The sequence below is a fragment of the Embleya sp. NPDC055664 genome, from assembly GCF_053618075.1.
Genome location: NZ_JBSHGZ010000006.1, coordinates 251,701 through 277,879, shown reverse-complemented (window position 1 = coordinate 277,879; position 26,179 = coordinate 251,701). Strand labels below are relative to the sequence as shown.

Genomic DNA, 26,179 nt, shown 5'->3' with positions numbered 1-26,179 from the left:
GTGTGTGTCGCGAAACCCCGGGCACCCGATACGGAGCAGCCGACGCCCACGACCCGCGGCCACCGGAAGCCGGGGACCGAAGGCGGGAGTCGGCGGCCGAACGGCCGACCGGATACCGCAACCGGCCTTCCCGTTCCCGCTGCGCGCCCATTCATGTGTCCACGCGCACGCGCCTGCCGGCGACGGGGGATTCGCTCGCGGGCCGCCTGCGGCGGACGGGGTGTGTTGCGCTGGGTCGTGCGTTTGCCGACCGGGGTGCCGATCCGGGGCCGGCTCGGTGCTACTGCTCGTACGCGATTACCGAGGCGTTCGGGTTGCCCTCGTCCGGTCGGAGCCACTGGGCGATGTATACGTTGCCCTTTGCTGCCACCGGGCGGGATGAGACCGGGGAGGGGAGGGGGGCCTTCCAGGCGATCTTGCCTGATTTCGTGTGCAGGGCCAGCAACTGGGCCGCGTCGTCGCCTGGGGCGTCCCGCTTGGCGGCGTCCATCGCCACATAGACCTTGTCGCCCGCGACGACGGGGGCCTCCAGCGCACCGTACGAGGGCATCTCGGCCGACCACCGCACCACGCCCGTACTCGCCTCCACCGCGTAGACCATGCCCTTGTACACCGACGTGGCCGGCGGGTTGGTGGGCGTCGGGCCTGCGGTCGTGGTCGCGCTCGGTGTCACGCCCGCCTGCGGCTTGGACGGGTGACACGCGACGTAGACCACGTCGCCCACCCGGGTGATCTCGCTCGCGTTCCGGGCCTCCATCTCGAACTTCCACACCTGCGAACCCGTGAGCGGGTCCACCGCCACCACACCCGACTTGGCCTCGTCGGTGGCTCCGTCGTAGACCAGGAAGACGTGGTCGCCGGCCACGGTGAGCGAACAGGACTGACCACCGCCGACCGGGATGGGCCCCCACAACACCGCCCCGGTGCCCGCGTCGAGCGCGTATCGCTGCCAGGTGTACACGCCCGCGCTGGAACTGTCGGTCACCACCGTGATCACCCGGTCGCCGACGATCACCGGATCGCGCCCCCACGGCCGGCTCTTGAACGGGACCTCCCACTTCGGCTTGCCGGACCGGTCGAAGGCGCGGACCGCCGAGGGGTTGTAGGACGCCTTGGGCTGGGCGAAGGCGACCACCATGTCGCTCCCGAACGTCGGCGTCCCCGGCAAGCCGGAATCCGCCGTCAACCCCGCCCTCCACACCTCACGGTGGGTGGCCGCGTCGATCGCGACGATCATCCCGGGTCCGCTGCTGTAGGAGTTCTCCTCGGCGACACCCAGGTACAGCAGGCCCCGGTCCAGGGCGGCCGGCAGGTTCACCCAGCGGGCCTTGTACTCCAGGCTCCACCGCGGTTCGCCCTTGACCGGGTCGAACGCGTGCACCGTGCACAGGGCCGGCTGGGACTGCTCCACCACCGAGGCCGCGCGGTCCACCGTCCAGGAGACGACGAACAGGTGGTCCTTGGTCGCCAGCGGCGCGGACACCGAGTTGCCCGCGGTGGCCCTGCGCCAGACCTTTTGCCCGGATTCCGCGTCGATCGCGGTGACCTGGCCCTTTCCACCGCCCGCGCCATCGGCGACGTGGTACACCAGATCGCCCTGCACGCTCAGCGACGAACCGCCGCCGGCGCCCGCCGGATACGACCACACCCGCCGGCCCGGATCCGCGTCGTCGCCCATCAACAACCAGCCCGCGCCGCCGCCCACCGCGGTCACGGCCACCGCGCCGCCGCCGATCAGGAACGCACGCCGGACCAACCCCCGCTTGCCGGGCGCCGGTTCGGGTACGCCGACGGTCGGCGGCAGGTCCGGTGGCGGCGGCGCGACGGGCCGTTCGCCCGGCAGCTCGGACACCGCCACGGCGACCGTCGTCGGCGTACCCGCGTCCATGCCCAACCCCACCGCGCGGGTGGGAGGTTCGCCCGTGGAGACGCCCACCACCGGACCCGGCACCCCCGGATCGCCCAGATGCCGTCGCTCCAACTCGGCCGCGAGTGCCGCCGGCAACCACGAAGTGCCCATCGGCGGTTCGGAGTCGCCCATGAAGCGGGCCAGGATCTCGGCCGGCGCCGGTCGCGCCTCGGGTTCCTTGTCCAGGCAGTGCCGGATCAAGTCCCGCAGTCCGTGAGGCACTTCCGCCAGCGCGGGCGCGTCGCGCAACACCCGCATCATCATCTGCAGTTGCGCCACCGGAGGTTCCACGTGAAACGGACCCCGCCCGGTGGCCGCGAAGACCAGCACCGAACCCAGCGAGAACACGTCGCTCTCCGGCCCGAGCCGCCGCCCGCCCGCCTGTTCCGGCGACATGAACGACGGCGACCCGACCACCCGACCCGTCCCGGTCAGCCCCTGGCCGCCCTCGTCCGCCGCCCGGGATATGCCGAAGTCGATCACCCGCAGCCGATCCCGCCCGAGGATCACGTTGGACGGCTTGAGATCGCGATGGATCAGGCCCGCGCGGTGGATCGCCATCAGCGCCTCGGCCAACTGCGCGCCCATGATGCGCAACGCGCCCTCGGGCAGCGGGCCGTACGTCTTGATCGCCTCGGACAACGAGAGCCCGGTCAGGTATTCGGTGGCCAACCACGGCGGTTGCGCGTCCGGATCGGCCTCGGCGATCGGCGCGGTCCAGGCGCTGTCCACCCGCCGCGCCAGGTCTATCTCGCGCCGGAACCGATCCCGGAAACCGTGGTCCATCGCGAACTCCGGACGCACGGTCTTGACCGCCACCCGGACGCCGCTCGGAGACGTGCCGAGGAAGACCTCGCCCATCCCGCCCTCGCCCAGCCGGCCGCGCAGCCGATACGGCCCCAGCCGCGTCGGATCCCCGTCGCGCAGTGCTTCCATGACTACCGTGTCCCCGTTCCGGTCGTGTCGGCCGGCCACTTTAGTCGACGGCCCCCCACCGGATTCAGCCGTTTCCCCCTCGGAAATATCGCTGCCAGGTCTGGGTCTGGCGGGTTTCCGGATGATCCGGGCCCAACACCCGGGCGAAGTCGGCGACCAGTGGGTCGTACAGGGCCAGTGCCTCGCCGCGGTGGCCGGCCAGGCCGCGGTTGACGGCGTGGCCCGCCCGGGCGACCAGCGACTCCAGGCAGTCGGCGCCCAGGATCCGGATCGAGTCGATCGCGAGCGCGCCGTACATCTCCGCCGCGCGGAGCGGAGCCCCGCACTCCCCGGTGAAGCGGGCCAGGTAGCTGCGCGCGGTCAGCGTGCTCTCCGCCTCGGCGCCCAGCGCGCGGGTCATGTCGGCGACCAACTGGGTGAACAACGTCGTCGCGCGTGGCGGCTCGCCGCCCTCGCCGATGAACCGGGCGTGGCACAGCCGCATGTCGAGGGTGACCCAGTCGCCGGGACCGAGCGCCTGTCCCGCCACCGGGATCAGCCCGGCCAACAAATGGGCGGCGCGCCGCGGATCGCCGTCGATCCCGACGAAGTGCGCGTATGCGCGGCGCACGTTGAGCGTGTCCCGGTCGGTGCCGCCGAGCACCCGGGCGGCGACGTCGCCGAGTTGGTGGTAGAGCCGGACGGCCGCGGCGGGATCCTCGCGCATCCCCCATTCCCAGACGGCGCCGACCTGTTCGTTGATCCGGGCACGGGAGGGATACGGCTCTTCGAGCGGACGAGGGGGCCGCACGATGCGGAAAGGCGAATCCATGCTCACCTCCGAAGATGTCGCATCCGAGTCTGCGACCTGCCCCCGGTCCACCGGTAGAGGTATGCACCTGTGGACCATTCGGGTTCATTCAGCGGGCATATTCCGCTGTTCGCACATCAGTTCGAGATATCGTGTTCGAACGGATCGGGTGCACTTTCGATGCGGTTCGCTTCGGAATACGCGGATAAAGATCTCAAATAGCGTCAGAAGCCGCACTGGGTACGCCCGTTCGAGGTCGGTTGGATGATCTGTCCGTTTATAGGCGCGTCGTTCGACGCGCCGGACCCGGCACTCGCATACAGTTCGGTCGAGTGGAGGATGACGAGATAACCCGGACGGGGCCGGGACGACCGGACGCGGAGGTGCCCATGGGCGCATTGCGCAAGGCCGGCTCGTGGCTCGGGATCGGTTCGGGGGACGTGGACGACGACCTTTACCGCACCGGCGCGGGTGCCTACGAGACCGGGACATACGACGCGGACGACGACGACACGGGGTCGCGCTGGGTCTACGACGACGAGCCCGAGGAGTCGCGTTCGCGCGCCCTGGAGGGCAGCGTGGTGCCGGCGTCCGAGGTGTTCGCCGCGCGCGCGGCCGCTTCGGAGGCGCCGGCGCAGCCGAGCACCCGGATCGCCGTCGTGCACCCGAAGAGCTACCACGAGGCAAGAGCGATAGGCGAGTACTTCCGGCAGGACATCCCGGTCGTGATCGACCTGACCGCGATGGACGAGTCCGACGCCAAGCGTGTCGTCGACTTCGCGTCGGGGCTGACCTTCGGCCGCCGCGGGGCGATCGAGCGGTTGGCGAAGCGGGTCTTCCTGCTGATGCCGGCCGACGCGCGGCTGCTCACGGGCGACCCGACGCAGCAGAACCAGGACGGGTTCTTCAACCAGGCGTAACCGGCGTGGTCGGGAGCGATCCCGGCGGTCGGTGGTACGGGAATCCCGCCGGCGGCATGGACCGAGGCCCGCGCGTGCGGTCGGACGCGCGTCGCGGGCGCGCGAGTACAAGAGCACGCGAGGACCCGAGCCCCCGGCGGCTCGGGTCCTTCGTCGATCAGGGTCAGGGGTCCAGCCGGGCCAGGTCGGCGGGCGTGTCGATGTCGAACGGGTCGGCGATGTCGGCGCACTCGATCAGCCGAACCCGATCCCGCTGCTCGGCGAGCAGCGCCCGGGCACCGGCGTCCCCCTCGGCCCCGGCCGCCAACTCGGCCCACCAGGCGCGCCCGAACAGGACGGGATGGCCGCGCCGACCCGCGTAGGCCGCCGCGATCAGGTCCTCCGGCGCGGCGTGCGCGGCGATCAACCGGGCCACCGCCGCCGCGCCCACGCCGGGCATGTCCACGAGGGTGACCACGACGGCGTCGGCGTCGCCGGGCAGCGCGGCGACCCCGGCGGCGAGCGAGGAGCCCATCCCGCTCGCCCAGTCGTCGTTGCGCACCACGACACAGCCGGTCAACTCGGCCTCGGCGAGCACCGCGTCGGCCTCCGCGCCGAGTACCACCACGACCCGGTCGCACCCGCCGCGGCGCGACTCGGCGACCGCGAACTCCACCAGCGGTCGCCCCCGATGCACCAACCGGGCCTTGGCCCGCCCCCCGAGCCGCCGCCCACCCCCGGCCGCCAACACCAATCCGACCACATCACCCACGAGGCACCCCTTTCTTCATCGACCGGGCCGGACCGAAACCCGTCACTCACCCCGCCGCCGACGCCCCCGAAGGCAGCGTGAGTTCGGCCATCGCGCCGCCCGCCTCCGGATTGCTCAGCGTCAGGGACGCCCCCAGCACCGCCGCCTGGCCCATCGCGATGGTCAGGCCCAGACCGTGCCCGCCGGCCGCCCGGTCGTCGGTGCCCTTCCGAAAGCGGCTGGGCCCCTCCCGCAACAGCGTCGCCGGAAAGCCCGGCCCCGCGTCCACGACCCGGATCCGCGGCCCGTCCACCTCCACCACCACCGGCGCGAGCCCGTGCTTGGTCGCGTTGGTCAGCAGGTTGGCCAGGATCCGCTCCAGCCGCCTCGGGTCGGTGACCACCACCTCGTCCCCGATCACCCGCAACTCGGCGGCGGGCGCGAGCGCGGCCACCCGCCGGGCGGCGAACGCGCCCAGCGGTACCTCGGTCAGGTCGGCCCGCTGGGTCGCGGTGTCCAGCCGGGCCACCTCCAGCACGTCCTCCACCAGCGACCGCAGCGCCCGGACCCGATCGCGGACCAGCTCGCCCGGCCGATCCGCGGGCAACAGATCGGCCGCGGCGCTCAGTCCGGTCAGCGGCGTGCGCAACTCGTGCGCGATGTCGGCGGTGACCCGGCGCTCCGCGTCGAGCCGTGCCTGCAACGCATCGGCCATCGCGTCCACCGCCGTGGCCAACTCCGCCGCCTCGTCCCGACCGCTGCCGCCGATCGCCGCCCGCACCCGGATCGACCGCTCGCCCGCGGTGACCCGCCGAGCCGCGTCGGCGGCCCGCCGCAGCCGACGCGACAGCCGCGCCCCGATCAGCACGCCCACTCCGGACCCGCACACCACCACACCGGCCGCGCCGATGATCAGCACCCGGTCGAGCGAGGCCAGGTCGCTGGTCCGGTCCCGATAGCTGGAGCGCAGCGACAGGATGTGCCCGTCCACCCCGACCGCCGCCCAGATCCGGCCCTCGGACAACTCGGTGGCCCGGTCGCCGTCGCGCACCGCCTGGCGCAGCGCCGCCGGTACCCGCGGGTCGTCCAACCGGCTGCCGAAGGTCGGCTGTCCGGTCCGGACGTACTCGCGCAGGGCCAGGTCGATCCGGTCGATCTGCAGTTTGCGCGCCTCGTCCGCCTGCTTGTAGGCGAAGGCGAAGTGCACGGTCAGACTCAGCGCGACGGCGACCGCCACGCTGACCACCGTGACCACCGCCGAGATCCGCCAGCGCAGACTCACCCGACGGGTCCCGGACGCAGCTTGTAGCCGAAGCCGCGAACCGTCTCGATCCGGCCCGGGCCCACCTTGTTGCGCAGCCGCTGGACGTGCACGTCCACGACCCGGGTATCCCCACCCCAGGCGTATTCCCAGACCCCTTCGAGCAGGGTGTCCCGACTGAGCACCGTGCCCGGCGACTCGGCGAAGCGCAGCAGCAGCTTCATCTCGGTCGGGGTCAGCGCGAGCAACTCGCCGGACCGGCGCACCTGCACGCCGTCCGGGTCGATCTCCAGGTCGCCGAAGCGCAGCGGCCCCGGCTCCTCGCCCGGACCGGCGGTGCGCTGCGCGCGGCGCAGCAGCGCCCGGATCCGGGCGAGCAGCACCACGGTGTCGAACGGCTTGGTCACGTAGTCGTCGGCGCCGGCCTCCAGGCCGACCACGATGTCGATCGGGTCGTCGCGCGCGGACACCATGATCACCGGGATCAGGCTCTCCGCCCGGATCCGCCGGCACAGGCTGATCCCGTTCATCAGCGGCAACATCACGTCGAGCAGCGCCACGTCCGGCCGCTCGGCGCGAAACGCGGCGAGCCCGGCCTCGCCGTCGGCGGCGGTGCTCACCCGGAACCCGTCCCGTTCCAGGTTGAGTTGCGTCGCCTCGCGGATGACCTCGTCGTCCTCCACGACGAGCACGTGCGGTTTGCTCACGACACACCCTTTCCGACCTCGTTCTCGACGAACTGCGCACCATCCCACCGCAATCCGACCCCGTGCTCGCCGAAGGGGCAGATCGCCGGCTCGTTGGCCCGGTACGCCGGCAGTTGGAGGATCAACATCTGCTTTGCGACCTCGATCCGACTCCCCGGCTCCTCCGAGGCGAACACCCGCTCGGTGTGCCCGTCCTCGAAGAGCCGGTACACGTACGCGGCGACGTCCCGGCGCATCGTGCAGGTCTCGGGCCCGCAGTGGAACACCGACACCACCGCGATGGGCAGAGGTGTCCCGGGCACTCCCGGCGCGTTCAGATACTGCGCGTTCACCGGGTAGGACGTGCCACAGGACGGGGTGAGCACCGCCTTGATCTTGACGCCGATCCCCGCGTCCTCCCGCAGCACCCGGACCGGATCGATGCTCAGGCCCGCCCCGGAGGGCGGCGGTGCGAGCGGGATCCCCACCGGTTCCGGCTTGCCCGCGACGCGCACACCGGAGTCCACCGCGCACCCCGTGACCAGGGCAAACAGCAACAGAATCAGTGGAAAGTCACGTTTCACCGACATCCGACCGATCCTACCCGTCGAGGGTTGTTACATGATCTACGGACGACCGACGGTCGGCCGCAACGACGACGCGATCAACCGGATGGGCGCCGCCGCATACCGTCCCTGACATGACCTTCGCCAACGATCCCGGCACTCCGGGTACTCCGGGCACTCCGGACAACCGCGATGCCTTCGGCCCGCTCGGACCCCTCGACACCCCCGAGAGCCGGCGCGACCGCACCCTGCGGCGGGGCGCGTTCCTGGCCGTGCCGCTGCTCGTCGCGATGGCCGTGACCACCTTCGTCGCCACCGAGGCGGACCCGCTGACGCAGAAGTCGCCGCAGGCCGCCAAGGTCGCGCCGCCGACCGCGCAGATCGCCGCCAAGCCGATCCCCGCGCACGAGTCGGCGCCGATCAAGCCGCTGTACCGGGTCCCGACACAGGACAGGGTTGCCTTCCTGACCATCGACGACGGCGCGTACAAGGACCCGGAGATGATCCGGCTGTTGCGCGAGGCGGGCATCAAACCGACGTTGTTCCTGACCGACGAGTATGTGAAGCAGGACCCGGGCTTCTTCCGGAAACTGCGCGACGAGACGGGCGGCGTGATCGAGAACCACACCCTCGACCACCCCGACCTGAAGGGCAAGCCGTACGACGTGCAGAAGAATCAGATCTGCGCGACGTCCGACGACTACGCCCGCGAATTCGGCCGCCGGCCCACGCTGTTGCGTCCGCCGTACGGAAACCACGACGAGAACACCATGCGGGCGGCGGGGGATTGCGGCATCGGTCGAGTCGTGCACTGGAGCGCGGAAATCCGCAACGGCGACATGCGATTCGCCGTCGGCGACGAACTCCGTCCGGGCGACATCGTGTTGATGCACTTCCGCAAGGAATTCCGGGCCGACATCCGGTCGTTCGTCGACGAGACGCGTGCGGCGGGGCTGACCCCGGCGCTGCTGGAGGACTACCTGGGGCGGTGATGGGTCGAGCACCGACGCGGGCGGCCGGCTCGGGGCGTCGAGCCGAGTTGCCGGGTGTTGTACCGAGCCGGGGATCCGAGCCGGGGTGCCGGGCTCGGCACATGCGAGAAGGACCCGCCGGAAACCGGTGGGTCCTTCTCGGTGTTGCCGCTGTGCGCCGCCAGGGACTCGAACCCCGGACCCGCTGATTAAGAGTCAGCTGCTCTAACCAACTGAGCTAGCGGCGCTTGCTGCGAGAGAAATACTACCCGATGTTCGGGGTCGCTCTCACCCGGGTTTGGCTGGGCCGTGGTCTCACCATCGGTGACGATCACGTTACGAGGACGGGTTCGCCCGGTGTCCTCCCTGGGCCGGTGCGGCCGGGTACCGTGCTGCTTGTACGTCGGCTGCTTGTACGTCGTCACGACCGGCGCAGTCGGGTGGTCGTGTTCGCGGGGGAGACGCCATGTCGGATGCCGGGGCGGTGCGGGCGTTCCGGATGGCCACGCATCGGGAGGGCGAGGTGGAGCCTCGACTCGTCGCGATGCGGGACTTCCTGGCCAACGCCTCCGACGCCGAGGTGGTCCGCAATCGGGGACTGATCGAGAGCCAGATCCAGGCCGTGGCCACCCAGCAGCCGGAGACCGCCGCGCGCATGCTCGCCGACGTGCTCGGGCGCGACCCCCGGGGCCACTACGCCCGCGCGATCGACGCGGTACTGCGCTGGTGGGTGGTCCAGCCCGGCAGCGACTTCGCGGAGACCTGGACCACGCTGGAGAAGGCGCTGGAGGCCGGACCGCGCCCGCTGGAGCGCGCGCTGCTCGACGTGCTCGGCGGCCTGGACCCGCGCGCGCCCGTCCGGCGCTGGCGGGTCGCCGCCACCAACCGGGTCCTGGACTGCCTGGAGGAGCGCTTCGAGCAGCCGGCCCGACACCCCGACCACGACCTGTGGCGGCTGCTGCCGGTGGTCGCGCCGCCCGGTGCGCCGGGTACGCGGGCCGAATGGGTGTGCGTGATCGGCGACCGGGCCGCGGCGCGCGGTGCCGAGGCCGCGGCGCGCACGTGCTTCCGGCTCGCCTTCGAGCAGGGCTGTGCCGCCGCCGCGCCGCGCCTGGCCCATCGGCTCGCCGTCGAGGGGCATCGGGAGCTGACCGGCGGCGACCCGGAACGGGCGGTCCGGTATCTGTACGAGGCCGCGATGCTCGATCCGGACCACGCCGAGTATCGCGAGCTGCACCGGGCCGCCGTCGCGGCGCGGGACGGCGGGGCGGCGGCCGGGGCGCGGCCCGGGACGGCGGCGGCCCTGGTGGTCGCGGCGGCGGATCTGCTGGAGCGCGGCGACGACGCGGGCGCGGTGCGGCTGCTGCGGCGGGGGCTGTCGGGCGCGGGCGGGGCCTCGGAGCCCGGTGGGACTTCGGGCGGCGACGCGACGGGCGGCGCCGGCCCCGACGACGCCGGGCACGGGCCGCACGTGGTCGACGAGCCCTACGCCGACACCTGGCCCGCGCGGCTGCTGCTCGGCACGCTGGAGGGCGACGACTCGATGGTGTGCGGCGCCGCGCGCGACCTGCTCCGGCGCTACGGCGCGGGCTGGGTGCGCCGTACGCCGCTGGGCCCGGGCCTGGTGCTGCACCGGGTCACCCGCGCCGACCCGGAACTGGCCGCCGCGCTGCTCGAGGCGTCGCCGGCGGAACTGCGCGAGGGACGACTCGGCCGGGCGATCGCGACGACCGCCGCGTACCGAATACTGGCCTTGGGCGTACGGGACCTGGGCGCGGGACGGCCCGAGGCGGCCCGGGCCCGGGCGGACCTGGCCGAGCGGCTGCTCGCCGGCGACGAGGCGTGATCCGACCGGGTGCGATCGAAACGGCGAGGCGGGGGAGAAGGCGACGTGGACACGGACATCCTCGGGGTGCCGGAGCAGGTGTTCGACAGCGGGCTGCTGGTGGCCACCCGCCGGTTCGAGACCGCCTCGGCGGTGGCCCGCGAGCTCGGCGCGCACACGATCGAGGTCGCCCACACGCTGATCGCCCTGGCCCGGATCGACGGCGGGCGCGCCTGCGGCCTGTTCGCCCGCCAGGGCATCCCGCCGGACGTGCTCGCGGCCGGCCTGCTCGGCGGCGGCGGGCCGGCCGCCGGGGCGAGCGGCAACGGCCGGGGCGGCGCGGGCGCGCTCGGCGGCCTGCCGGTCACCGCCGACCTGCGGGCCGGCTTCGCCGCCGCGGCGGACACCGGCTACGTCGACGAACGTGCGCTGCTCGCGGAGTTGTTGCCGCGCCTGGAGCCGGGCGCGGTGGACCTGCTCGTCGGCTACGGCCGGGTGGACCTCGACGCCTGGCGGGCCGAGGTGGCCGCGGCGCGCCCGGCGGCGGAGGTGTGCCGGGCCGACGGGTCGATCGACGAGGCCGCGTTCGCCCCGGGCGCCCGGCGGGTGCTGGCGATGATGGTCGCCGAGGCGAGCGGGCTCGGCCGGCGGCAGTGCGGCATCGCGATGCTGCTGCACGCGCTGGCCACCACCCCGGGCGGACTCCTGGAACAGGCCTTCCTGTTCCTGCGCCGGGACGTACGGGCGCTGCGCGAACAGACCATCGCGCTGACCGGCGCCCGGGTCCGCGGCCCGGCGGGCACCGGCCCGATCACCCCCGACGAGCCGCTGCGGCAGACCCTGCGCCGCGCGGCGACGTTCGCCGCGAGCGGCCCCGACCCCGACCCGGACACCGGCGCCCGGATCACCGAACGCGACCTGCTCGCCGCGCTCCTGGACACCCCCAGCGGCCTGGCGGCCGGATTCTTCCGCGACATCGGCCTGGACCTGGACCGGCTGCGCCGCTTCGCCGACACCTACTACCGCGAGCCCGCCGAGCCCGAACCGGACCGGGCCGGCACCCCGATGTCCCCCGAGGAGGCGGTACGCCGGCTGCGCGCGGGCCTGATCGGCCAGGAGAGCGTGGTCGAGCGGCTCGCCTTCCACGTCGAACTCATCAAACGTTCGCTCACCCGCGGCTTCCGCCCGGACGACCGGCCGCGCGCGGCACTGCTCCTGTGCGGCCCCAGCGGCTCCGGCAAGACGATGACCGCCCGGCTGCTCGCCGAGGTCGTCTACGGGTCCGAGGACGACGTCCTGGTCTTCGAGATGGGCCAGTTCAGCGCGCGCGAGTCGATCAACAACTTCATCGGCGCCCCGCCCGGCTACGTCGGCTTCGGCGAGGGCAAGCTCACCAACGGCCTGCGCGACAATCCGCGCCGGGTGTTCCTGTTCGACGAGGTGGAAAAGGCCGACGCGCGGGTGCTCGACGCGCTCCTTCGCCTGCTCGACGAGGGCCGGATCGGCGATCCGGCGGGCCCGGTGCGCGAGGCGCACGACGCGGTGGTGATCCTGACCACCAACCTCGGCGCGACCCACTCCGCCGCCGAAGCGGTCGAGGACGACGTGGACAGCGTGGACAACTTGATCGGCTCGATCCTGGCCGAGGGCGCCACCGGGCACACCGCCGCGAGCGCCCGGCTGCGCCGCACGATGGAGGGGTTTTTCCGGCCCGAATTCCTCAACCGGGTCGACGAGGTGATCCTCTACTCGCCGTTCGGCCCCACCGAACTGCGCGGGATCGCGGAGAACGGCCTGACCCGACTCGCCGCGCGGCTGCGCGAGCAACTCGGCGTCGCGCTGACCTGGACCGACGAGGCCGCCGACCACATCGCCACCGTCGCCTGGCGCGGCCGGCCGGAGGAGGCGGCACGCGGCGTCAACCGCTGCGTGACCGCCGTGGTGCCGGGCGTGTTGCGCCTGCTCGACGAGGCCGACGCGGCCGGCCGGCCGATCGGTGCGGTCCGGGTGCGGGTGGTGGCCGGTGCGCTTGTGGTGGGGGGCGCCGATGACTGACCGCGCGGAACTGCGCGCGTTCGCCGCCCGGCTGCGCGAACACGGCGCGGGCGACGGGCCGTTGGACGGCGAGGCGTACGCGAGCCTGGGCACCGGCGCCGACGCGCAGCCGTGGAGCGCGCGGGCCGAGCAGTTGTGGACCACCGGCGGCGGGCCGTGGCGCACCCACCACCTCGCGGTCGCGCTGCACGCGCGCGCCTACGACCTGGAGCTGGCGGGTGAGAGCGAGGCGGCCCACCCGTACTGGAAGAAGGCGTTGGCGCACTGGGCCGAGCTGTACCACGACAGCGCCTTCTGGGATCGGATGCACGAGCACCTGGAGGCGGTGGCCGGGAGCCCGGTGCCGGCGGCGACCGTCCAGGAGGTCCGCGAGCGGCTGCCGCGCGACCTGCTCGCCCCGCACCTGACCCTGGCCGCCGATCGGCGCCTGCGCGACCCGCTTTCCGCGCGCGAACACCTGGACCTGGTCCGCGAGTCCGGCTTCCCGCCGTCGGTGATCGCCAACGCCCGGGCCGACCTGGTCCGCGAGGCGCTGGCCCAGGCGTCGCGCGACGTCGAGGAGGGCCGCTACGACGACGTGGTCGAACTGCTCGCCTCCTGGCTCACGGTGGACCCCGGCAACACGGGGGCGGCCCGGGCCCTGCTGTACGCGACCCGGCGCCACATCGAGATCGTGGTGGCCGCGCCCGGGTGGGCGCACAAGATCGAGCCGCTGGTCGAGCGGGTGGCTCGGCTCGTGCTGCCCGCCTGGGACGAAGTGGGCACACCGGAGGGCTCGTTCGCGGTCGAGCTGGCCCGGCACGAATACTGGCGCGGCATCGTGGTGCGCGAGTTGGAGTCCGGCCCGGCCACCGAACCCGCCGTACTGGAACAGGCCACGCTGCGCTCGGGCCGACACCTGCTGCGCGCCCTCGAACTCGACCGCGACCTGGCGCTCAAGAGCATGTACCGCGACGTCGAGCAACTGGCCGCCGAGGAATGGGCGTTGGCCGCCACCGCCCGACAACGCCAGGGGCTGCCGGACGGACACGTGCGGGACGCGCTGCGCCGGGCGCTGGCGATGTCCGCGCCCGGGCCGTGGGGACGGCTGTTCATGGCCCGCGTACTGATCAACCTGCACGCGCCGCAGCCGGAGGACCTGGCCACCGCCCGCCGGCTCGCCGACGAGGTGGCCGCCGACCCGGACGCGGACAAACCCGAGATCGTCAACGCGCTGCGCGGCGTCGTGTTGTCCCTGGCCACGGGGCACGGCCCCGCATGGAGTTGAGTGCCGATGGAACCCACCGCGAGCGAGGGCGCCCGGGAGAACCCCTGGGCCTGGCAGGCCGGCCGGAACCCCTACCGGGGCACCGCCTTCCAGATCCTGGATCTGGATCCGGATCTGACCGGCCGGGCGGCGATCAAGGCACAGGTGCGCAAGCGGCGACAGCGGATCACCCGCAGCGCCGACCGATTCCCGGTGCACGGGAGGGTGCTCGCGCCGGCCGAGGTGAACGCGGCCGAGGAGGCGCTGACCGACCCGGCCGGTCGGCTGGCGGCCGAACTGCTCACCCACCGACCCGAGCGGCCCGGCCCCGATCCGGCCGAGCTGGCGGAGGAGTTCGCCGAGACCGAACCCCCGGAGTCGGCCGGGCCGCCGAGGATCGGGATCGACCGACGTGTGCTCGCGGGCCTGGTGCCGCCGCCCGCGCCGCGCGAGTTCGTACCGTTGTGGACGGAAGAAGGGGCGCACTGATGGCAGCGACACCCGAGCGGGGCCCCCTCGGGGCGGACCCACCGGCGGATGCGACGGGTTCGCCCGATCGGGCCGGCTCGCCCGCGTCGAAGGCGTCGACAGGATCGACCACATCGACTCCGTCGACCGGACCCGTCGATCCGGCCGAGTCGGCCGCTCTCGCCGCGGACCACGCCGACCCGATGGCGATCACCGAGAGCGAGCGCGCGGTGCCGGAGCACGCGCTCGACCCGCCGTTCGCGCTGGTCTACGACGTGGTGCGGCGAACCGCGCGCGAACGCGAGGCCGGGCGCGAGGAGATGCGCAAACGCCTGGAGTCCACCCACGAGCGGTACACCGGCCTGGCTGCCGACGCCGCGGTCGCGCTGCACGAGTTGCGCGGCTGCCTGGACGGCGAGCCCGCGCCGGCCGTACTGGCCTCGATCGCCCGGCGGTTCGCCACGGCGCTCGACCGCGCGGGCGTACGCTTCGACGATCCTGTGGGCGAGGCGTACGCCGCGGTCGGCCGCCGCGTGGACGTCGCGCACGCCCCCGACAGCGGCGACGAGGCGGCGATGATCGTGGCCAGGACGCTGCGGCCCGGAGTACTCCTCGACGACGGCGAGGTGATCCGCCGCGCACAGGTCGTGCTCGGCTTCGTACCCACCCCGGCCGAACGCGAGGCCGCCCCCGGGCGGACCGACGACCGGGAAAACCCCGCGGCACCGCGCCCCGAACCCTCGAACGAGCCGAACTCCGAAGGCGGTAGCACCAGATGAGCATCGTGGTCGGTATCGACCTCGGCACGACCAACTCGTGCATCGCGATTCCCGCCGACGCCGAGGTGCCCGACAAGGAGGCGCTGATCGCCGCCCGTCGGCTGCGCCCGGTCGGCGACTCGCTGATCGTGGCCAACCCCGACCGCTCGCCCACCACCCCGTCGGCGGTGTGGATCGATCCGATCGGCACCCCGATCGTCGGGCAACTGGCCAAGAACAAGGCCCGGTTGCCCGGCGCGCCGCCCGCGATGTTCTTCAAGCGCAACATGGGCACCGACCAGCTGGTCACCGCCGGACACGCGCGGCTGACCCCGCTGGAGGCGTCCACGCACATCCTGCGCCACCTCAAGCAGGTGGCCGAGGAGGTGCTGGGCGTGCCGGTGGAGCGGGCCGTGGTGACCGTCCCGGCGTTCTTCGAGACCCGGGCCAAGAACGAGACCACGCGCGCGGGCCAGGCGGCCGGCCTGGAGGTGGTCGAGACGCTGATCGAGCCGGTGGCCGCGGCGCTTGCGTACACGCACGAGCGGGCCCGCGAGCTGACCGAGCCGCAGACGTTCCTGGTCTACGACCTCGGCGGCGGCACCTTCGACACCTCCGTGGTCACCTGGGACCCCGAAGTCGGCTTCGAGAACCGCTCGTTCAGCGGCGACCGCTACCTGGGCGGATTCGACTTCGACCGGCGGATCGTGTCCTGGATCGCGGCCCAACTTCCCGAGTACGACCTGGCGATCGACTCGGAGAACCCCGCCGACGGCAAGGTGGAGGCGCAGTTGCTCTCGGTCGCCGAGGGCGCCAAGCACGACCTGTCGCGCTACCCCGAGACCGAGATCGTCAGCCAGTACTGCGAGGACCGGCGCGGCACCCCGATGAACATCGGACTGCCCATGCGCCGCGAGGAGTTCGAGGAGATGATCGCGGATCGTATCCGCGGCACCCTGGACGACTGCGATCGCGCGCTGGCCCGCGCCGGGATGACCGCCGCCGACCTGGACGAGATCGTCATGGTCGGCGGCTCGTCCCGGATCCCGCTGGTGGCCTCCATGCTCACCGAACACTTCGGGCGCGGTCCCCGGCTGCTCAACCCGGACCTGTGCGTCGCGCTGGGCGCCGCGCTCAAGGCGGCGAACGTACCGAGTCGCAGCGGCCATCTGGAACTGGACCGCCCCGAGGCGCTGCCGCCGGAGACGGACATCGGCGGCCGGGTCCTGGCCGGCCCCGACCTCGGCTCGCCGGCCGCCGCGCAGTTGGTGCTGACCTCGGACGACGGCTTGGTGTACCTGACCGAGACGGCCGACGGGGAGGGCCGATTCCTGTTCGCCGACGTGCCGTTGCGCGAGGGCGAGAACGGCTTCACCGTGCAGGTGTCGGTGCACGGCCGGGAGATCGAGAGCCGCCGTCTGGAGGTGACCACCGACGACAAGCCGCGCTCCGACGCGACCGGCGACGTGCTCGCGCACGACTTCTCGGTCGAGCTGGTGGACGGGCTGCACGCGGTGGTGCGGGCCGGGACGATGGTGCCGTACCGCACCGATTTCCGCCTGGAGACCGCGTCCCACGGGTCCAGCCTGCGGGTCGGCCTGGTCGAGGGCCTGGTGCCGATCGGCGAGGTCTCGATCCGGGACCTGCCGACCGACGTGCCGGTGGGCTCGACCGTCGAGGTGACGCTGGAGTTCGAGACCGGCTGGACGATCCGGGCCGAGGCGCGGTTGCCGCAGGTGGGCGCGGAGGGCAGCGCGATGATCGACATCCCGCAGCGGGCCGTGCCGGGGTGGCCGGAGCTGACCGAGCGGCACCGGCAGGTGGTGACCGGATGGGCGGAGAAGCGCGACGCGATCCCGCCGGCCGACGCCATCCGGGTCGGCCCGGCGCTGGATCGTCTCCTCGCCGAACTCGCGGAGCTGGTCCGGGAGCGGATCGACCCGAGCAAGACCCACCACAAGCTCCTGGAGGCGGAGACGCTGGTCCAGGGCCTGCGAGTGGCCACCACCGCGGGCAGCGCGCTGAACCCGGTGATCGGCGAGTTCGAGGACAACCTGGCCTTCCTGGCCCGGCTCGCCGACCGGCTGGTGGACCACGACCCGGTCGAGGCGGAGCGCTTCCGAAGCGCGATCCCCGGCCTGCGCGCCACCGGCCGGGCGGCCTACGCGGCGGGCAACAAGATGGACTGGCACCTGGCCAACGAGGCGGTACGGGACCGGATCAACGCGGCCGAGCGCATGCTGCACGGCGGCCGTGCCCCGCAGCAGTTCACCGCCGCCGAGTTCCAGGTCGCGGTGCTCCAGGAGGTGGAGTATCTGCGGCGCTCGATCCAGGAGATGGACCAGGCGTCCGGTGGCCTGCACCGGCTCGACGCGGACGCGTTCCTGCGCGAATTGGACACGATCGCCGAGGACGCGGCGGAGGTGGATGTCCGGGACGAGGCGGCGGGCAACCGACGGCTCGTGGAGATCTATCGGGGTCGGATCATGCCGCTGCGGGCCCGGGCGGACCGCTGGATGGAACAGATCCGGGAGGGCTCCCCGCACATCGGGTTGCGGCTCCCGAAGAACTCCCTGGAGAAGTGACATGGCGTTCGCGATCACCTGCCCCCTGTGCCGCCGCCGGATCGCCGACCTGACCGGACGCTGCCCGGCCTGCGGCGGCGACCTCGGCGCGCTCGCCGGCCTCGTCGAACTGGCCGACCGCCACTTCAACGACGCGGTACGGGCGGCCCGACGCGCCCGCTGGAACACCGCCGCCGAACACCTGGCGGTGACCCTCGCCCTCAACCCGGCCGACGCGGAGGCCCGCCAGCTCCTCACCAAGGTCCGCTACCACCAGGACCCCAAAACCCTCCCCGACCGCCTGTGGCGCAAGGCCCGAACCCACCTCCCCTACGGCGACCGCCTCCCCCGAACCCTCCCGAAACAAGCCACGGTTCACCACCTCCTGGAGCAAGCAACCCGCCGCTGGTCGACAACCCGAAAGTCGCCCTGACCACCACGGCACACGGAGCCGGCGGGCCACATCCACCCGCACGGGAGTCCGGAGCCACCTCCGCAACGTCGGACGAAACGCCGGCCGGGCAAAACTCCAGCCCGGCCGGCGTTTGAGGCCATCTCGGCCGAAGGCCGGCCCATCAAGCCCGTCCGGCGTTTGAGGACGGCAAGCCGACCATGGCCAACCGTCGACCACCGCCCGCCGATCAAGCCACCGACTCGCCGACAGGCCGGCTGCGCCGACCATCCACCCCCACCGGAACGTCCCCGTCGATCGTCACCCGGTGCAACAACCGCCGCGACCCGTCGAAGTCCGTGATCACCCGATGCTGGGTCGCCCGGTTGTCCCAGATCGCCACGTCACCCGCCCGCCACCGCCACCGCACGGTGTTCTCGGGCCGAGTGACGTGCTTGTGCAACAGCGCGATCAACGCCGCCGAGTCCTCGGCGTCGAAGCCCACCAGCCGCTGAGCGAACGCCCCCAGAAGCAGCGCGCGTTCACCGGTGACCGGATGCACCCGCACGACCGGATGCTCCGTCTCGTACACGGTCGACTCGAACAACTCCCGATAGTCCTTCCGCGCCTGGCTGAGCCCATCCGCGTCCGAAGCCACGTAGTCGTACCGATTGCTGTGTACCGCCCGCAGCGAATCCGCCAACGCCGCAAGCGGGCCGGGCAGTTCCGCATAGGCGCTCGCGGTATCGGCCCACAACGTGTCCCCGCCCACGTCCGGCAGGCGTACCGCGCGCAGGATGGAGGCGAGCGGATAGGCGGGCACGAACGTGACATCGGTGTGCCAACGGTCGGCGACCACCCCGTGATCGTTGTCGATCGGCACGATCAACTCGCCCTCGGCGGACGCGGTCGGGTGCCCGATCGGATCGCCGAGCAGCCGGGCGAAGGCGAGTTGGCCCGCGTCGTCCAGGTGGTGCTGGTCGCGGAAGAAGATCACCCGATGCCGATGCAGTGCGTCCCGGACGGTGTCCACCGTGATCGAGTCCAGTTCGCCGCCCAGGCGAACTCCCTCGACCACGGCCCCGATTCGGGCGGCGACGGGTGATACGGAAACGGTTGCAGCGGTCATGAGCGTGGTGTCCCTTTCGGCCTTCGCACGGAGAGAACGTCATCCGAAGCGGGCGCACGCGGGCGCGGACCGCCGAATCCCGCGCATCCACGAGAGAGACATGACGACCCATCAACAAACCGAAGCCGGCGCGCGCCCTAGCGACAGCGCATACCGGGCGGAACAGGAAGATGCGCGATCCGATGCCGCCGCATCACAGACGCGACAACACGCCCGCCGGCGCCGCCGGCGCGTGCCATCCTCGTGATCCCCACACCGAAATTCTCCGGGTGGCCCGCATAGGGGTCAACCTCGGGGACGCGTCCATTCCCGTCCGGGGGGACCATCCCGCCACGCAACGCGATTTCGAAATCGTACGACCTGCCATGGGGAGCATGGACCGCGAGGAATTCGACCGACTGACCGCCATCGCCGAGAGCATGCACGCGCCGTCCAATTACAAGGTCGAGATCAGCGATGGCACGCTCGTCATGACGACCGGCCCATCCGGCATCCACGAGTTCATCGTGCGTCGCCTGCGCATGCGTATCGAGCAGGGGATCGCCGGGCGTCCCGAGTACACGGCTCGCGCGGCCTACGCGTTCGGCGAGGACGTGCCGTTGCCCGGTTTCGGGTTCGCGGTGACGACGGCGGACTTCCCGACCTACTGACGGTCTGCCGCAGGCGCGTCCGGACCGGTGGACGAGCCGGCGGGCGCGCCTAGGAGCCGCCCTCCTCCAGCAGGCGACGCAGCAGTGCCTCGTCGTCGGTGGACAGGTCGGAGACGAATCGGGCGAGCACCGCCTGCCGGTCGCCCTCCTTGTCCAGCACCTGGCGCATCCGCCGCGCGGCGAGCCCGGCCTCGTCGTACACCGGCGCGTACACGTAGGACCGGCCCGACCTGGTGCGCTGGAGCACACCCTTGTCGTGCAGGCGGGACAGGATCGTCACCACCGTCGTGTACGCCAGCTCGCCGGAGACCCGTGCCTGCACCGCGGCCGCGCCCATCGCCGTGGGCGACGTCCACAGCAGGGACAGGATCTCGGACTCCAACTCGCCGGGGCCACGTCGCGCGGGCGCTCCGCCTGCTCTGCTCTCGGTCACTTCGGCCTCCGGTCAATGGGCACAACGCCCCGGAAGCCTAGTCGCGCGCCGAATACGGTCAACAGGGTCGCCGAATTCGGCCAGGCGCTCGTCAGGCGGCGGTGACCAGCGGGTCGCGCACCGGCAGGGGAGGCGCGGGGGCCTCGGCCCGGGCCACGAGCACGGCGCAACCTTCCGCGCGCAGCGCCTCGACCAGGACGTCGTGCCGCCGGCCGTGCACCCGGGCCGGATCGGCGGCGGCCGGCACCAACACGGCCACCCGGCGCTCCGGCAGACCCCGGACGAACGTCGCCAGCGCCTCGACGAGCCGGTCCCGCTCGTCGAAGACCACGCTCAGCGGCGCATCCACCCCGGTCGCGTCCCACGCGTCCACCAGCGCGTCGCGAACGGCCCGTTCGCCGGGGCGCGTCACATGCACCGCGATCGCCCGTCCGCCCAGGTCCCGCGCGGCGCCGAGCGCGGCGAGCGCGGCGGCGTCGATGCGTACGATCGGCACCACCACGGCCTGCGGAGCGCCCTCGGCGCCCCGGCCACCGGTCCGGCGGAGCGCGACGGTACGACGAATTCCGGTGACCCGACGCAGCACGGTGAACATGACGGCCTCCTCTCGACCGTCTTCAGCCTCGCCCCGAATCGGCCCGCCGGCGCCCGCGTTGACGCGCTCTTGGCGTGCACCATGCCGATCCGAGCGCGTTCCTTACCCTCGGCGTCACCGGTCCGAGCGCGGACCTCACCCCAGGGGCAGCAGGTTGGCGCGGACGAAGCCGGCCAGCCGGGACTGGTCCAGACCGCCCTTGTCGGCGCGCACGACGAGGGTCGGATGATTGCGCGAACGCGGGTTGCCCAGGGTCACGATCGCGACCGGCTCGCGCCAACGCCGTACCGAGTTGGTCGCCTCGTAGTACTCCTGGGTGAACAACACCGCCTCGCCCAGCGGAGTCTGCACCGTCTGGGTCACCGCGCCGGGCGGGACGTCGGCCGCCGTGCGGTACAGGCCGTGCCACCCGTTGCCGGGCGGGCCGCCCGGCGCCTTGCAGGTCACCTCGTTGGACTCGATCGTGACGTCGTCGAGCGCGAGCAGGACCCGATCGCACGGGGTGGTCACGGTCCGCGCGCCCGCATCGGTGCCCCCGGCGGCGCGGACCTCGAAGGCGACCGTGCCGGTGTCCACCCTGGTCGCGTGCACCCGCACCGGCGGCGCCGTGGACGGGGGCGCCGTGGACGGGGGCGCCGTCGACGAGGGCGCCGACACCACGAACGGATCATCCCCGGATCCACCACACCCCGACACCCCGAGCATCACCCCGGCCGCGACCACCGCCCCCACACTCCACCGCCGCACCGTCATCGCCCTGCCCCCTCGTCGTCGGTCGCACGCACCCGCGCAGTCGTACGCGCCCGCAGAGTGGACGCGACAGCCCACCGAGGGGTTCCACCCGCGAAGCCGGCGGTACGTTCTCGGGATGAGCACTTCTTCCGCGATCGCATCGGCCGAGGAGTGGCCGCGGACCGCCGCCGAGGCGCTGGCCGTGCAGGATCGGCTGCGGCCGACGGTGGACACGATCGGGCCCGGGCCGCAGCCGGGCGAGGTGCGGCGGGTGGCCGGCCTCGACGTGGCCTACGCCGAGGACTCGGACGAACTGGCCGCCGCCGTCGTGGTGTTGGACGCCCGCACGCACGCCGTCCTGGAACACTCCGTGGTGCACGGCGTGGCGACCTTCCCGTACGTCCCGGGCCTGTTCGCCTTCCGGGAGATCCCGGCGCTGCTGGCCGCGCTCGAACGCCTCGACGCCGCACCGGACCTGCTGCTCTGCGACGGCCAGGGACTGGCCCATCCGCGCCGCTTCGGCCTGGCCTGCCACCTCGGCGTGCTCACCGGCATCCCGGCCATCGGGGTCGGCAAGACGCAGTTCGTCGGGACGTACGAGCCGCTCGGGCAGGCCCGCGGCGAGGCCGCCGACCTGGTGGACGAGGGTGATGTGGTCGGGCGCGCGCTGCGCACCCGCGACGCGGTCAAGCCGGTCTTCGTGTCGATCGGCCACGGCGTCGACCTGGACACGGCCTGCGCGCACGTACTGGCCCTGACCCCGCGCTACCGCCTCCCGGAGACCACCCGCCAGGCCGACCAACTCTGCCGCCGGGCACTGAAGTCCCACCCCGAGGCCCGCTCCTGACCCCCGCCTCGCCGACGCGAAAAGAGCCCCCCGCACCGCCTGCGCAAGGCGGTGCGGGGGGCTCTTCGGTCACCGGCTCCCCAAGGGGGGAGGATGGGGAGCCGGCTGCCTGTCGGGAGGGTCGCCCCTCCGGGTCAGTCCGTCGCGATGGCGCGCAGGACGTTCATCCGTGCCGCCCGGAAGGCCGGCATCACCGCGGCCAGCAGGCCGACGATCGCCGCGGCGATCACGATCCCGACGACCGTGCCCCACGGGACCTTGAGCACGTCCAGGCCCTGGTTGGCCAGCAGGCGCTGGGCGCCGATGCCCCACGCCATGCCGAGCGCGAGCCCGACCAGGGCGCCGAACACCGCGATCACCATGGACTCCAGGCGGATCATCCGGCGGATCTGCCGACGCGAGGCGCCGATCGCCCGCATCAGACCGATCTCCCTGGTGCGCTCGACCACCGACAGCGCCAGCGTGTTGATCACACCCAGGATCGAGATGATGATCGCCAGGCCGAGCAGACCGTAGATCAGGTACAGGAACGTGTCGATCTGCTTGCCGATCAGTTCCTTGTAGTCGCTCTGGTCACGCGCCTTGACCTGCGGGAAGGGTTCGAGCGCGGTCTTGAGCGCGGCGCCGACCTTCGTCGCGTCCTGACCACTGGCCGCGTTGATGCTGACGCTCTGGTACTGCACGTTCGGGACGAACTTCTTCATGATCGTGTTCGGGATCACGATCGTCTCGCCCATGCCGATGACGTCGTCGGACTTCTTGCGGATCGCGCCGACCTCGACCGTGGTCTTCTGCCCGTTCGGGAAGGCGAGTTCGATCTTGCCGCCCAGGCCCAGGTGGTGGTCCTTGGCGAAGTCCTCGCCGATCGCCGCCTTGCCCGCCGACATGGCCGCGTCGCCGGTGCCCTGGAGATAGGTGGTCTTGATCGTGCCGTCGATGCCCGGGTCCGAGCCGAGGACGAAGTCCTTCTTGGACTTGCCGTCCGCGGTGATGACCGCGTTGGACAGGGTCGAGGCGACCACCTCGCCGACGCCGGGGGTCTTGCGGGCCGCGTCGACGATGTTCCCGGGGAAGGTCCCGGTCAGCGACTGGATGGTGTAGTCCGAGCCCAGCGACTTGTCGATCTGCTTGTCGAAGGAAGCCGACATCGACGAGGCCGCGACCGCCATACCGCTGACGAGGGCGACACCGATCATGATCGCCGACGCGGTGGCGCCGGTACGCCGCGGGTTGCGCAGCGCGTTCTCCCGGCTGAGCCGGCCCATCGAGCCGAACAGCTTCGGGTACCAGGCGGCCAGCGCCGGGACCACGGTGCGGGCCAGGAGCGGCGCCAGCACGATGAAGCCGAGCAGCGTGAACAGCACGCCCAGGCCCACGAATCCGCCACCCTGGCCACCGCTGGACGAGGTGGCTCCGGCGACCAGCGCGAGTGCGCCCAGACCGAACAGGACCGCGCCGATCACCGAGCGGGTCTTGATCGACTTCTGCGGCGGCGCGCCGGCCTCGCGCAGGGCCGCCATCGGGGCGACCTTGCCCGCGCGGCGGGCCGGGACGTACGCGGCGATCACGGTGACGATCACGCCGACCAGGTAGGCCACGATCGGGGTGGCGGTCTTGATCACCAGGGACGTGCCCTTGAGGTTGATCCCGACCGCGCTGATCAGCGCCTTGAGACCGACGGCCAGACCCAGGCCCGCCGCCAGGCCGAGCGTCGAGCCGACCACGCCGAGCAGGACCGCCTCCAGGAGCACCGAGCGGTTCACGTCCGCCCGACTCGCCCCGATCGCCCGCATCAGACCCAGCTCACGGGTGCGCTGGGCGACCAGCATGGAGAAGGTGTTGAAGATCAGGAAGACGCCGACGAGGACGGCGACACCGGCGAAGCCGAGCATCGCGTACTTCATCACGTTCAGGAAGCCGCCGAGCTGGTCGTTGGACTCCTTGGCCGTCTCCGCGGCCGTCTTGACCTCGAAGTTCTTCGGGTCGTTGAGCAGCTGCTCCACCCGCTGCTTGAGGTCCTTGTCGGCGACTCCGCCGACGGCCGAGACCGATACCGAGGTGACGGCGTTCGGGTCGCCGAGCAGGCGTTGCGAGGCGACGGCGTCGTCGAACGAGAGCAGCGCGGCGCCGGGGTTGGTGGCGGTGAAGGTCAGGATGCCGCTGACCTTGAACGTGAACTCGCCGTTGGCCCCGATCGCCCGCAGCTGGTCACCGATCTTGACGTGCTTCTTCTTCGCCGTGTCGGCGTCGATCAGCGCCTCGTCCGGACCCTTGGGCGCGGCACCGCTGGTGATCTTGACCGGCGTGCGGTCGGTCTCGAACCAGTTGGTGACGATGGTCGGCGCGCCGGAGGACGGGCCCACCGACTTGTTGTTCTTGTCGACGATCGTGAACGACTCGAGGCTGATGCTGCCGTGAGCCTCCTTGACGCCGTCGACCTTCTTGATCTTGTCGATCAGCGACCGCTGGACGACGGGCGTCTCACCGGTGAGCGCGAGGTCGTCCTTGCTGAACTCGGACTTGGGCTTGACCGAGACGTCCGACGCGGTGGACTTGAACAGCTCGTCGAAGGTCTTGGTGATCGTGTCGGTGAAGACCAGGGTGCCGGAGACGAACGCGACCGACAGCAGGACTGCCAGGGCGGACAGCACCATTCGGCCCTTGTGGGCCAGGAAGCTGCGGAACGTGGCTTTCAACATGGTGGGGGACTCTCCGCCTGTTTCAGCTGGTCCGGGCGCCGTCGAAGCGCTTCATGCGCTCCAACACGGCGTCGGACGTGGGACGCAGCATCTCGTCGACGATTCGACCGTCTGCCAGGAACAGGACCCGGTCCGCGTAGGACGCCGCGTTGGGGTCGTGGGTGACCATCACGATGGTCTGACCGAGCTCGTTGACGCTGCGCCGCAGGAAGCCCAGCACCTCGGCGCCGGAGCGCGAGTCCAGGTTGCCGGTCGGCTCGTCACCGAAGATGATCTCGGGCCGGCTGGCCAGGGCCCGGGCGCAGGCGACACGCTGCTGCTGACCGCCGGACAGCTCGGTCGGCCGGTGCTTGAGCCGGTCGCGCAGGCCGACGGTCTCGATCACGTTGTCCAGCCAGGCCCGGTCGGGCTTGCGGCCGGCGATGTCCATCGGCAGCGTGATGTTCTCCAGCGCGGTCAGCGTCGGAAGCAGGTTGAACGCCTGGAAGATGAAGCCGATGTTGTCGCGGCGGAGCTTGGTGAGCGCCTTGTCCTTCAGGCTCGTGATCTCCGTGTCGCCGATCCAGCTCTTGCCGCTGGTCGCGGTGTCGAGGCCGGCGAGGCAGTGCATCAGGGTCGACTTGCCGGAGCCCGAGGGGCCCATGATCGCGGTGAACTGGCCGCGACCGATCTGGACGTCCACGCTGTCGAGAGCGACGACTCGGGTCTCGCCTTCGCCGTACGCCTTGGTGAGCTGCTGCGCGCGGGCGGCGATGGTGCCCCTGGAGTCCGCGTCGGTCATGGCAGCCGTGGCCGTGGTCACGAGTCTGTCCCCCATGTTGAGGTGAAGGGTGGCGCGCTCCGCTCTTGCAGTGCACTCGATCACCGTAGGGGGGAGGGCGTCGCGGCGAATCCTCTCCAAGGACAGACCTGCTGGTCCTACGCAGGGAGGACCCGGGGTCCGCCAAGCGACCCTTGCCCCTAGGGGAGCCCCGTACCGGTGGGGTAGTTACCGTACGTGTGTACGCGCGTGATCACG

The 26,179-nt window shown here is 72.1% G+C and carries 23 protein-coding genes and 1 tRNA gene; 11 read left to right on the top strand and 13 right to left on the bottom strand.

Annotated elements, in window-relative coordinates; translation table 11 throughout:
* Positions 1–280: 280 nt before the first annotated feature.
* Entirely contained in the window at positions 281–2,845 is a 2,565-nt protein-coding gene (locus ACWGR4_RS13685) for a serine/threonine-protein kinase (protein ID WP_452128945.1), read from the bottom strand.
* Between the two features lie 64 nt (positions 2,846–2,909).
* A complete protein-coding gene (locus ACWGR4_RS13680) occupies positions 2,910–3,656 on the bottom strand; it encodes a hypothetical protein (protein ID WP_380002768.1) in 747 nt (248 codons plus the stop codon).
* A gap of 368 nt (positions 3,657–4,024) precedes the next feature.
* Here ACWGR4_RS13680 and ACWGR4_RS13675 point away from each other — a divergent pair, with 368 nt between their 5' ends.
* The gene (locus ACWGR4_RS13675; protein WP_380002769.1) at positions 4,025–4,555 is read left to right on the top strand and encodes a cell division protein SepF; all 531 of its coding nucleotides are present in this window, start codon (positions 4,025–4,027) and stop codon (positions 4,553–4,555) included.
* Positions 4,556–4,718: 163 nt separating this feature from the next.
* Here ACWGR4_RS13675 and ACWGR4_RS13670 read toward each other — a convergent pair whose 3' ends face one another.
* The 4 genes from ACWGR4_RS13670 to ACWGR4_RS13655 are packed head-to-tail and all read right to left on the bottom strand — an operon-like array spanning position 4,719 to position 7,822.
* Positions 4,719–5,306 (bottom strand): nucleotidyltransferase family protein, encoded by a 588-nt coding sequence (locus ACWGR4_RS13670; RefSeq protein ID WP_380002770.1) that lies wholly within the window; start codon positions 5,304–5,306, stop codon positions 4,719–4,721.
* Positions 5,307–5,352: 46 nt separating this feature from the next.
* Positions 5,353–6,567: a sensor histidine kinase gene (locus ACWGR4_RS13665; protein ID WP_380002771.1), complete on the bottom strand. Its 1,215-nt coding sequence runs from the start codon at positions 6,565–6,567 to the stop codon at positions 5,353–5,355.
* On the bottom strand, positions 6,564–7,253 hold the full coding sequence (cseB, locus tag ACWGR4_RS13660) for a two-component system response regulator CseB (protein ID WP_078977097.1): 690 nt from the start codon (positions 7,251–7,253) through the stop codon (positions 6,564–6,566). The genes ACWGR4_RS13665 and cseB overlap by 4 nt, the downstream gene beginning before the upstream one ends.
* Positions 7,250–7,822, bottom strand: a complete 573-nt coding sequence (locus ACWGR4_RS13655) for a hypothetical protein (protein WP_452128946.1) — start codon at positions 7,820–7,822, stop codon at positions 7,250–7,252. The genes cseB and ACWGR4_RS13655 overlap by 4 nt, the downstream gene beginning before the upstream one ends.
* A gap of 110 nt (positions 7,823–7,932) precedes the next feature.
* Between ACWGR4_RS13655 and ACWGR4_RS13650 the strand changes: the two genes are divergently transcribed.
* Positions 7,933–8,790 (top strand): polysaccharide deacetylase family protein, encoded by an 858-nt coding sequence (locus ACWGR4_RS13650; RefSeq protein WP_452128947.1) that lies wholly within the window; start codon positions 7,933–7,935, stop codon positions 8,788–8,790.
* Between the two features lie 153 nt (positions 8,791–8,943).
* Here ACWGR4_RS13650 and ACWGR4_RS13645 read toward each other — a convergent pair.
* Positions 8,944–9,017 (bottom strand) — tRNA-Lys (locus ACWGR4_RS13645).
* A 218-nt stretch (positions 9,018–9,235) separates the two neighbouring features.
* On the opposite strand from ACWGR4_RS13645, the gene ACWGR4_RS13640 reads away from it, so the two are divergent.
* From ACWGR4_RS13640 to ACWGR4_RS13610, 7 genes are all read left to right on the top strand, one after another.
* Positions 9,236–10,615, top strand: a complete 1,380-nt coding sequence (locus ACWGR4_RS13640) for a hypothetical protein (RefSeq protein WP_452128948.1) — start codon at positions 9,236–9,238, stop codon at positions 10,613–10,615.
* A 45-nt stretch (positions 10,616–10,660) separates the two neighbouring features.
* Positions 10,661–12,649, top strand: a complete 1,989-nt coding sequence (locus ACWGR4_RS13635) for an AAA family ATPase (protein WP_380002775.1) — start codon at positions 10,661–10,663, stop codon at positions 12,647–12,649.
* The gene (locus ACWGR4_RS13630; protein WP_452128949.1) at positions 12,642–13,916 is read left to right on the top strand and encodes a hypothetical protein; all 1,275 of its coding nucleotides are present in this window, start codon (positions 12,642–12,644) and stop codon (positions 13,914–13,916) included. The genes ACWGR4_RS13635 and ACWGR4_RS13630 overlap by 8 nt, the downstream gene beginning before the upstream one ends.
* A 6-nt stretch (positions 13,917–13,922) precedes the next feature.
* On the top strand, positions 13,923–14,384 hold the full coding sequence (locus ACWGR4_RS13625) for a hypothetical protein (protein ID WP_380002777.1): 462 nt from the start codon (positions 13,923–13,925) through the stop codon (positions 14,382–14,384).
* Positions 14,385–14,566: 182 nt separating this feature from the next.
* Complete coding sequence (locus tag ACWGR4_RS13620) at positions 14,567–15,142, top strand: hypothetical protein (protein ID WP_380002778.1); 576 nt, start codon at positions 14,567–14,569, stop codon at positions 15,140–15,142.
* Entirely contained in the window at positions 15,139–17,706 is a 2,568-nt protein-coding gene (locus ACWGR4_RS13615; protein ID WP_380002779.1) for an Hsp70 family protein, read from the top strand. The genes ACWGR4_RS13620 and ACWGR4_RS13615 overlap by 4 nt, the downstream gene beginning before the upstream one ends.
* A 1-nt stretch (position 17,707) precedes the next feature.
* Positions 17,708–18,118: a hypothetical protein gene (locus ACWGR4_RS13610; RefSeq protein WP_380002780.1), complete on the top strand. Its 411-nt coding sequence runs from the start codon at positions 17,708–17,710 to the stop codon at positions 18,116–18,118.
* Positions 18,119–18,326: 208 nt separating this feature from the next.
* Here the strand turns inward: ACWGR4_RS13610 and ACWGR4_RS13605 are convergent, their stop codons facing one another.
* Complete coding sequence (locus ACWGR4_RS13605; RefSeq protein WP_452128950.1) at positions 18,327–19,205, bottom strand: TauD/TfdA dioxygenase family protein; 879 nt, start codon at positions 19,203–19,205, stop codon at positions 18,327–18,329.
* A gap of 170 nt (positions 19,206–19,375) precedes the next feature.
* On the opposite strand from ACWGR4_RS13605, the gene ACWGR4_RS13600 reads away from it, so the two are divergent.
* Positions 19,376–19,855, top strand: a complete 480-nt coding sequence (locus ACWGR4_RS13600; RefSeq protein WP_452128951.1) for a hypothetical protein — start codon at positions 19,376–19,378, stop codon at positions 19,853–19,855.
* 49 nt (positions 19,856–19,904) lie between these two features.
* On the opposite strand, the gene ACWGR4_RS13595 is transcribed toward ACWGR4_RS13600, so the two are convergent.
* The 3 genes from ACWGR4_RS13595 to ACWGR4_RS13585 all read right to left on the bottom strand — a co-directional run bounded on the left by ACWGR4_RS13595 (position 19,905) and on the right by ACWGR4_RS13585 (position 21,636).
* Positions 19,905–20,288, bottom strand: a complete 384-nt coding sequence (locus ACWGR4_RS13595) for a BlaI/MecI/CopY family transcriptional regulator (protein ID WP_201260864.1) — start codon at positions 20,286–20,288, stop codon at positions 19,905–19,907.
* Positions 20,289–20,379: 91 nt separating this feature from the next.
* A complete protein-coding gene (locus ACWGR4_RS13590; protein WP_452128952.1) occupies positions 20,380–20,883 on the bottom strand; it encodes a hypothetical protein in 504 nt (167 codons plus the stop codon).
* A gap of 135 nt (positions 20,884–21,018) precedes the next feature.
* Complete coding sequence (locus tag ACWGR4_RS13585) at positions 21,019–21,636, bottom strand: hypothetical protein (protein WP_452128953.1); 618 nt, start codon at positions 21,634–21,636, stop codon at positions 21,019–21,021.
* Between the two features lie 115 nt (positions 21,637–21,751).
* Here ACWGR4_RS13585 and nfi point away from each other — a divergent pair, with 115 nt between their 5' ends.
* Entirely contained in the window at positions 21,752–22,462 is a 711-nt protein-coding gene (gene nfi, locus ACWGR4_RS13580; protein ID WP_380002786.1) for a deoxyribonuclease V, read from the top strand.
* A 134-nt stretch (positions 22,463–22,596) separates the two neighbouring features.
* Here the strand turns inward: nfi and ACWGR4_RS13575 are convergent, their stop codons facing one another.
* Positions 22,597–25,161 (bottom strand): ABC transporter permease, encoded by a 2,565-nt coding sequence (locus tag ACWGR4_RS13575; RefSeq protein ID WP_452128954.1) that lies wholly within the window; start codon positions 25,159–25,161, stop codon positions 22,597–22,599.
* Positions 25,162–25,183: 22 nt separating this feature from the next.
* A complete protein-coding gene (locus tag ACWGR4_RS13570; protein WP_078977113.1) occupies positions 25,184–25,942 on the bottom strand; it encodes an ABC transporter ATP-binding protein in 759 nt (252 codons plus the stop codon).
* Positions 25,943–26,179: the final 237 nt, after the last annotated feature.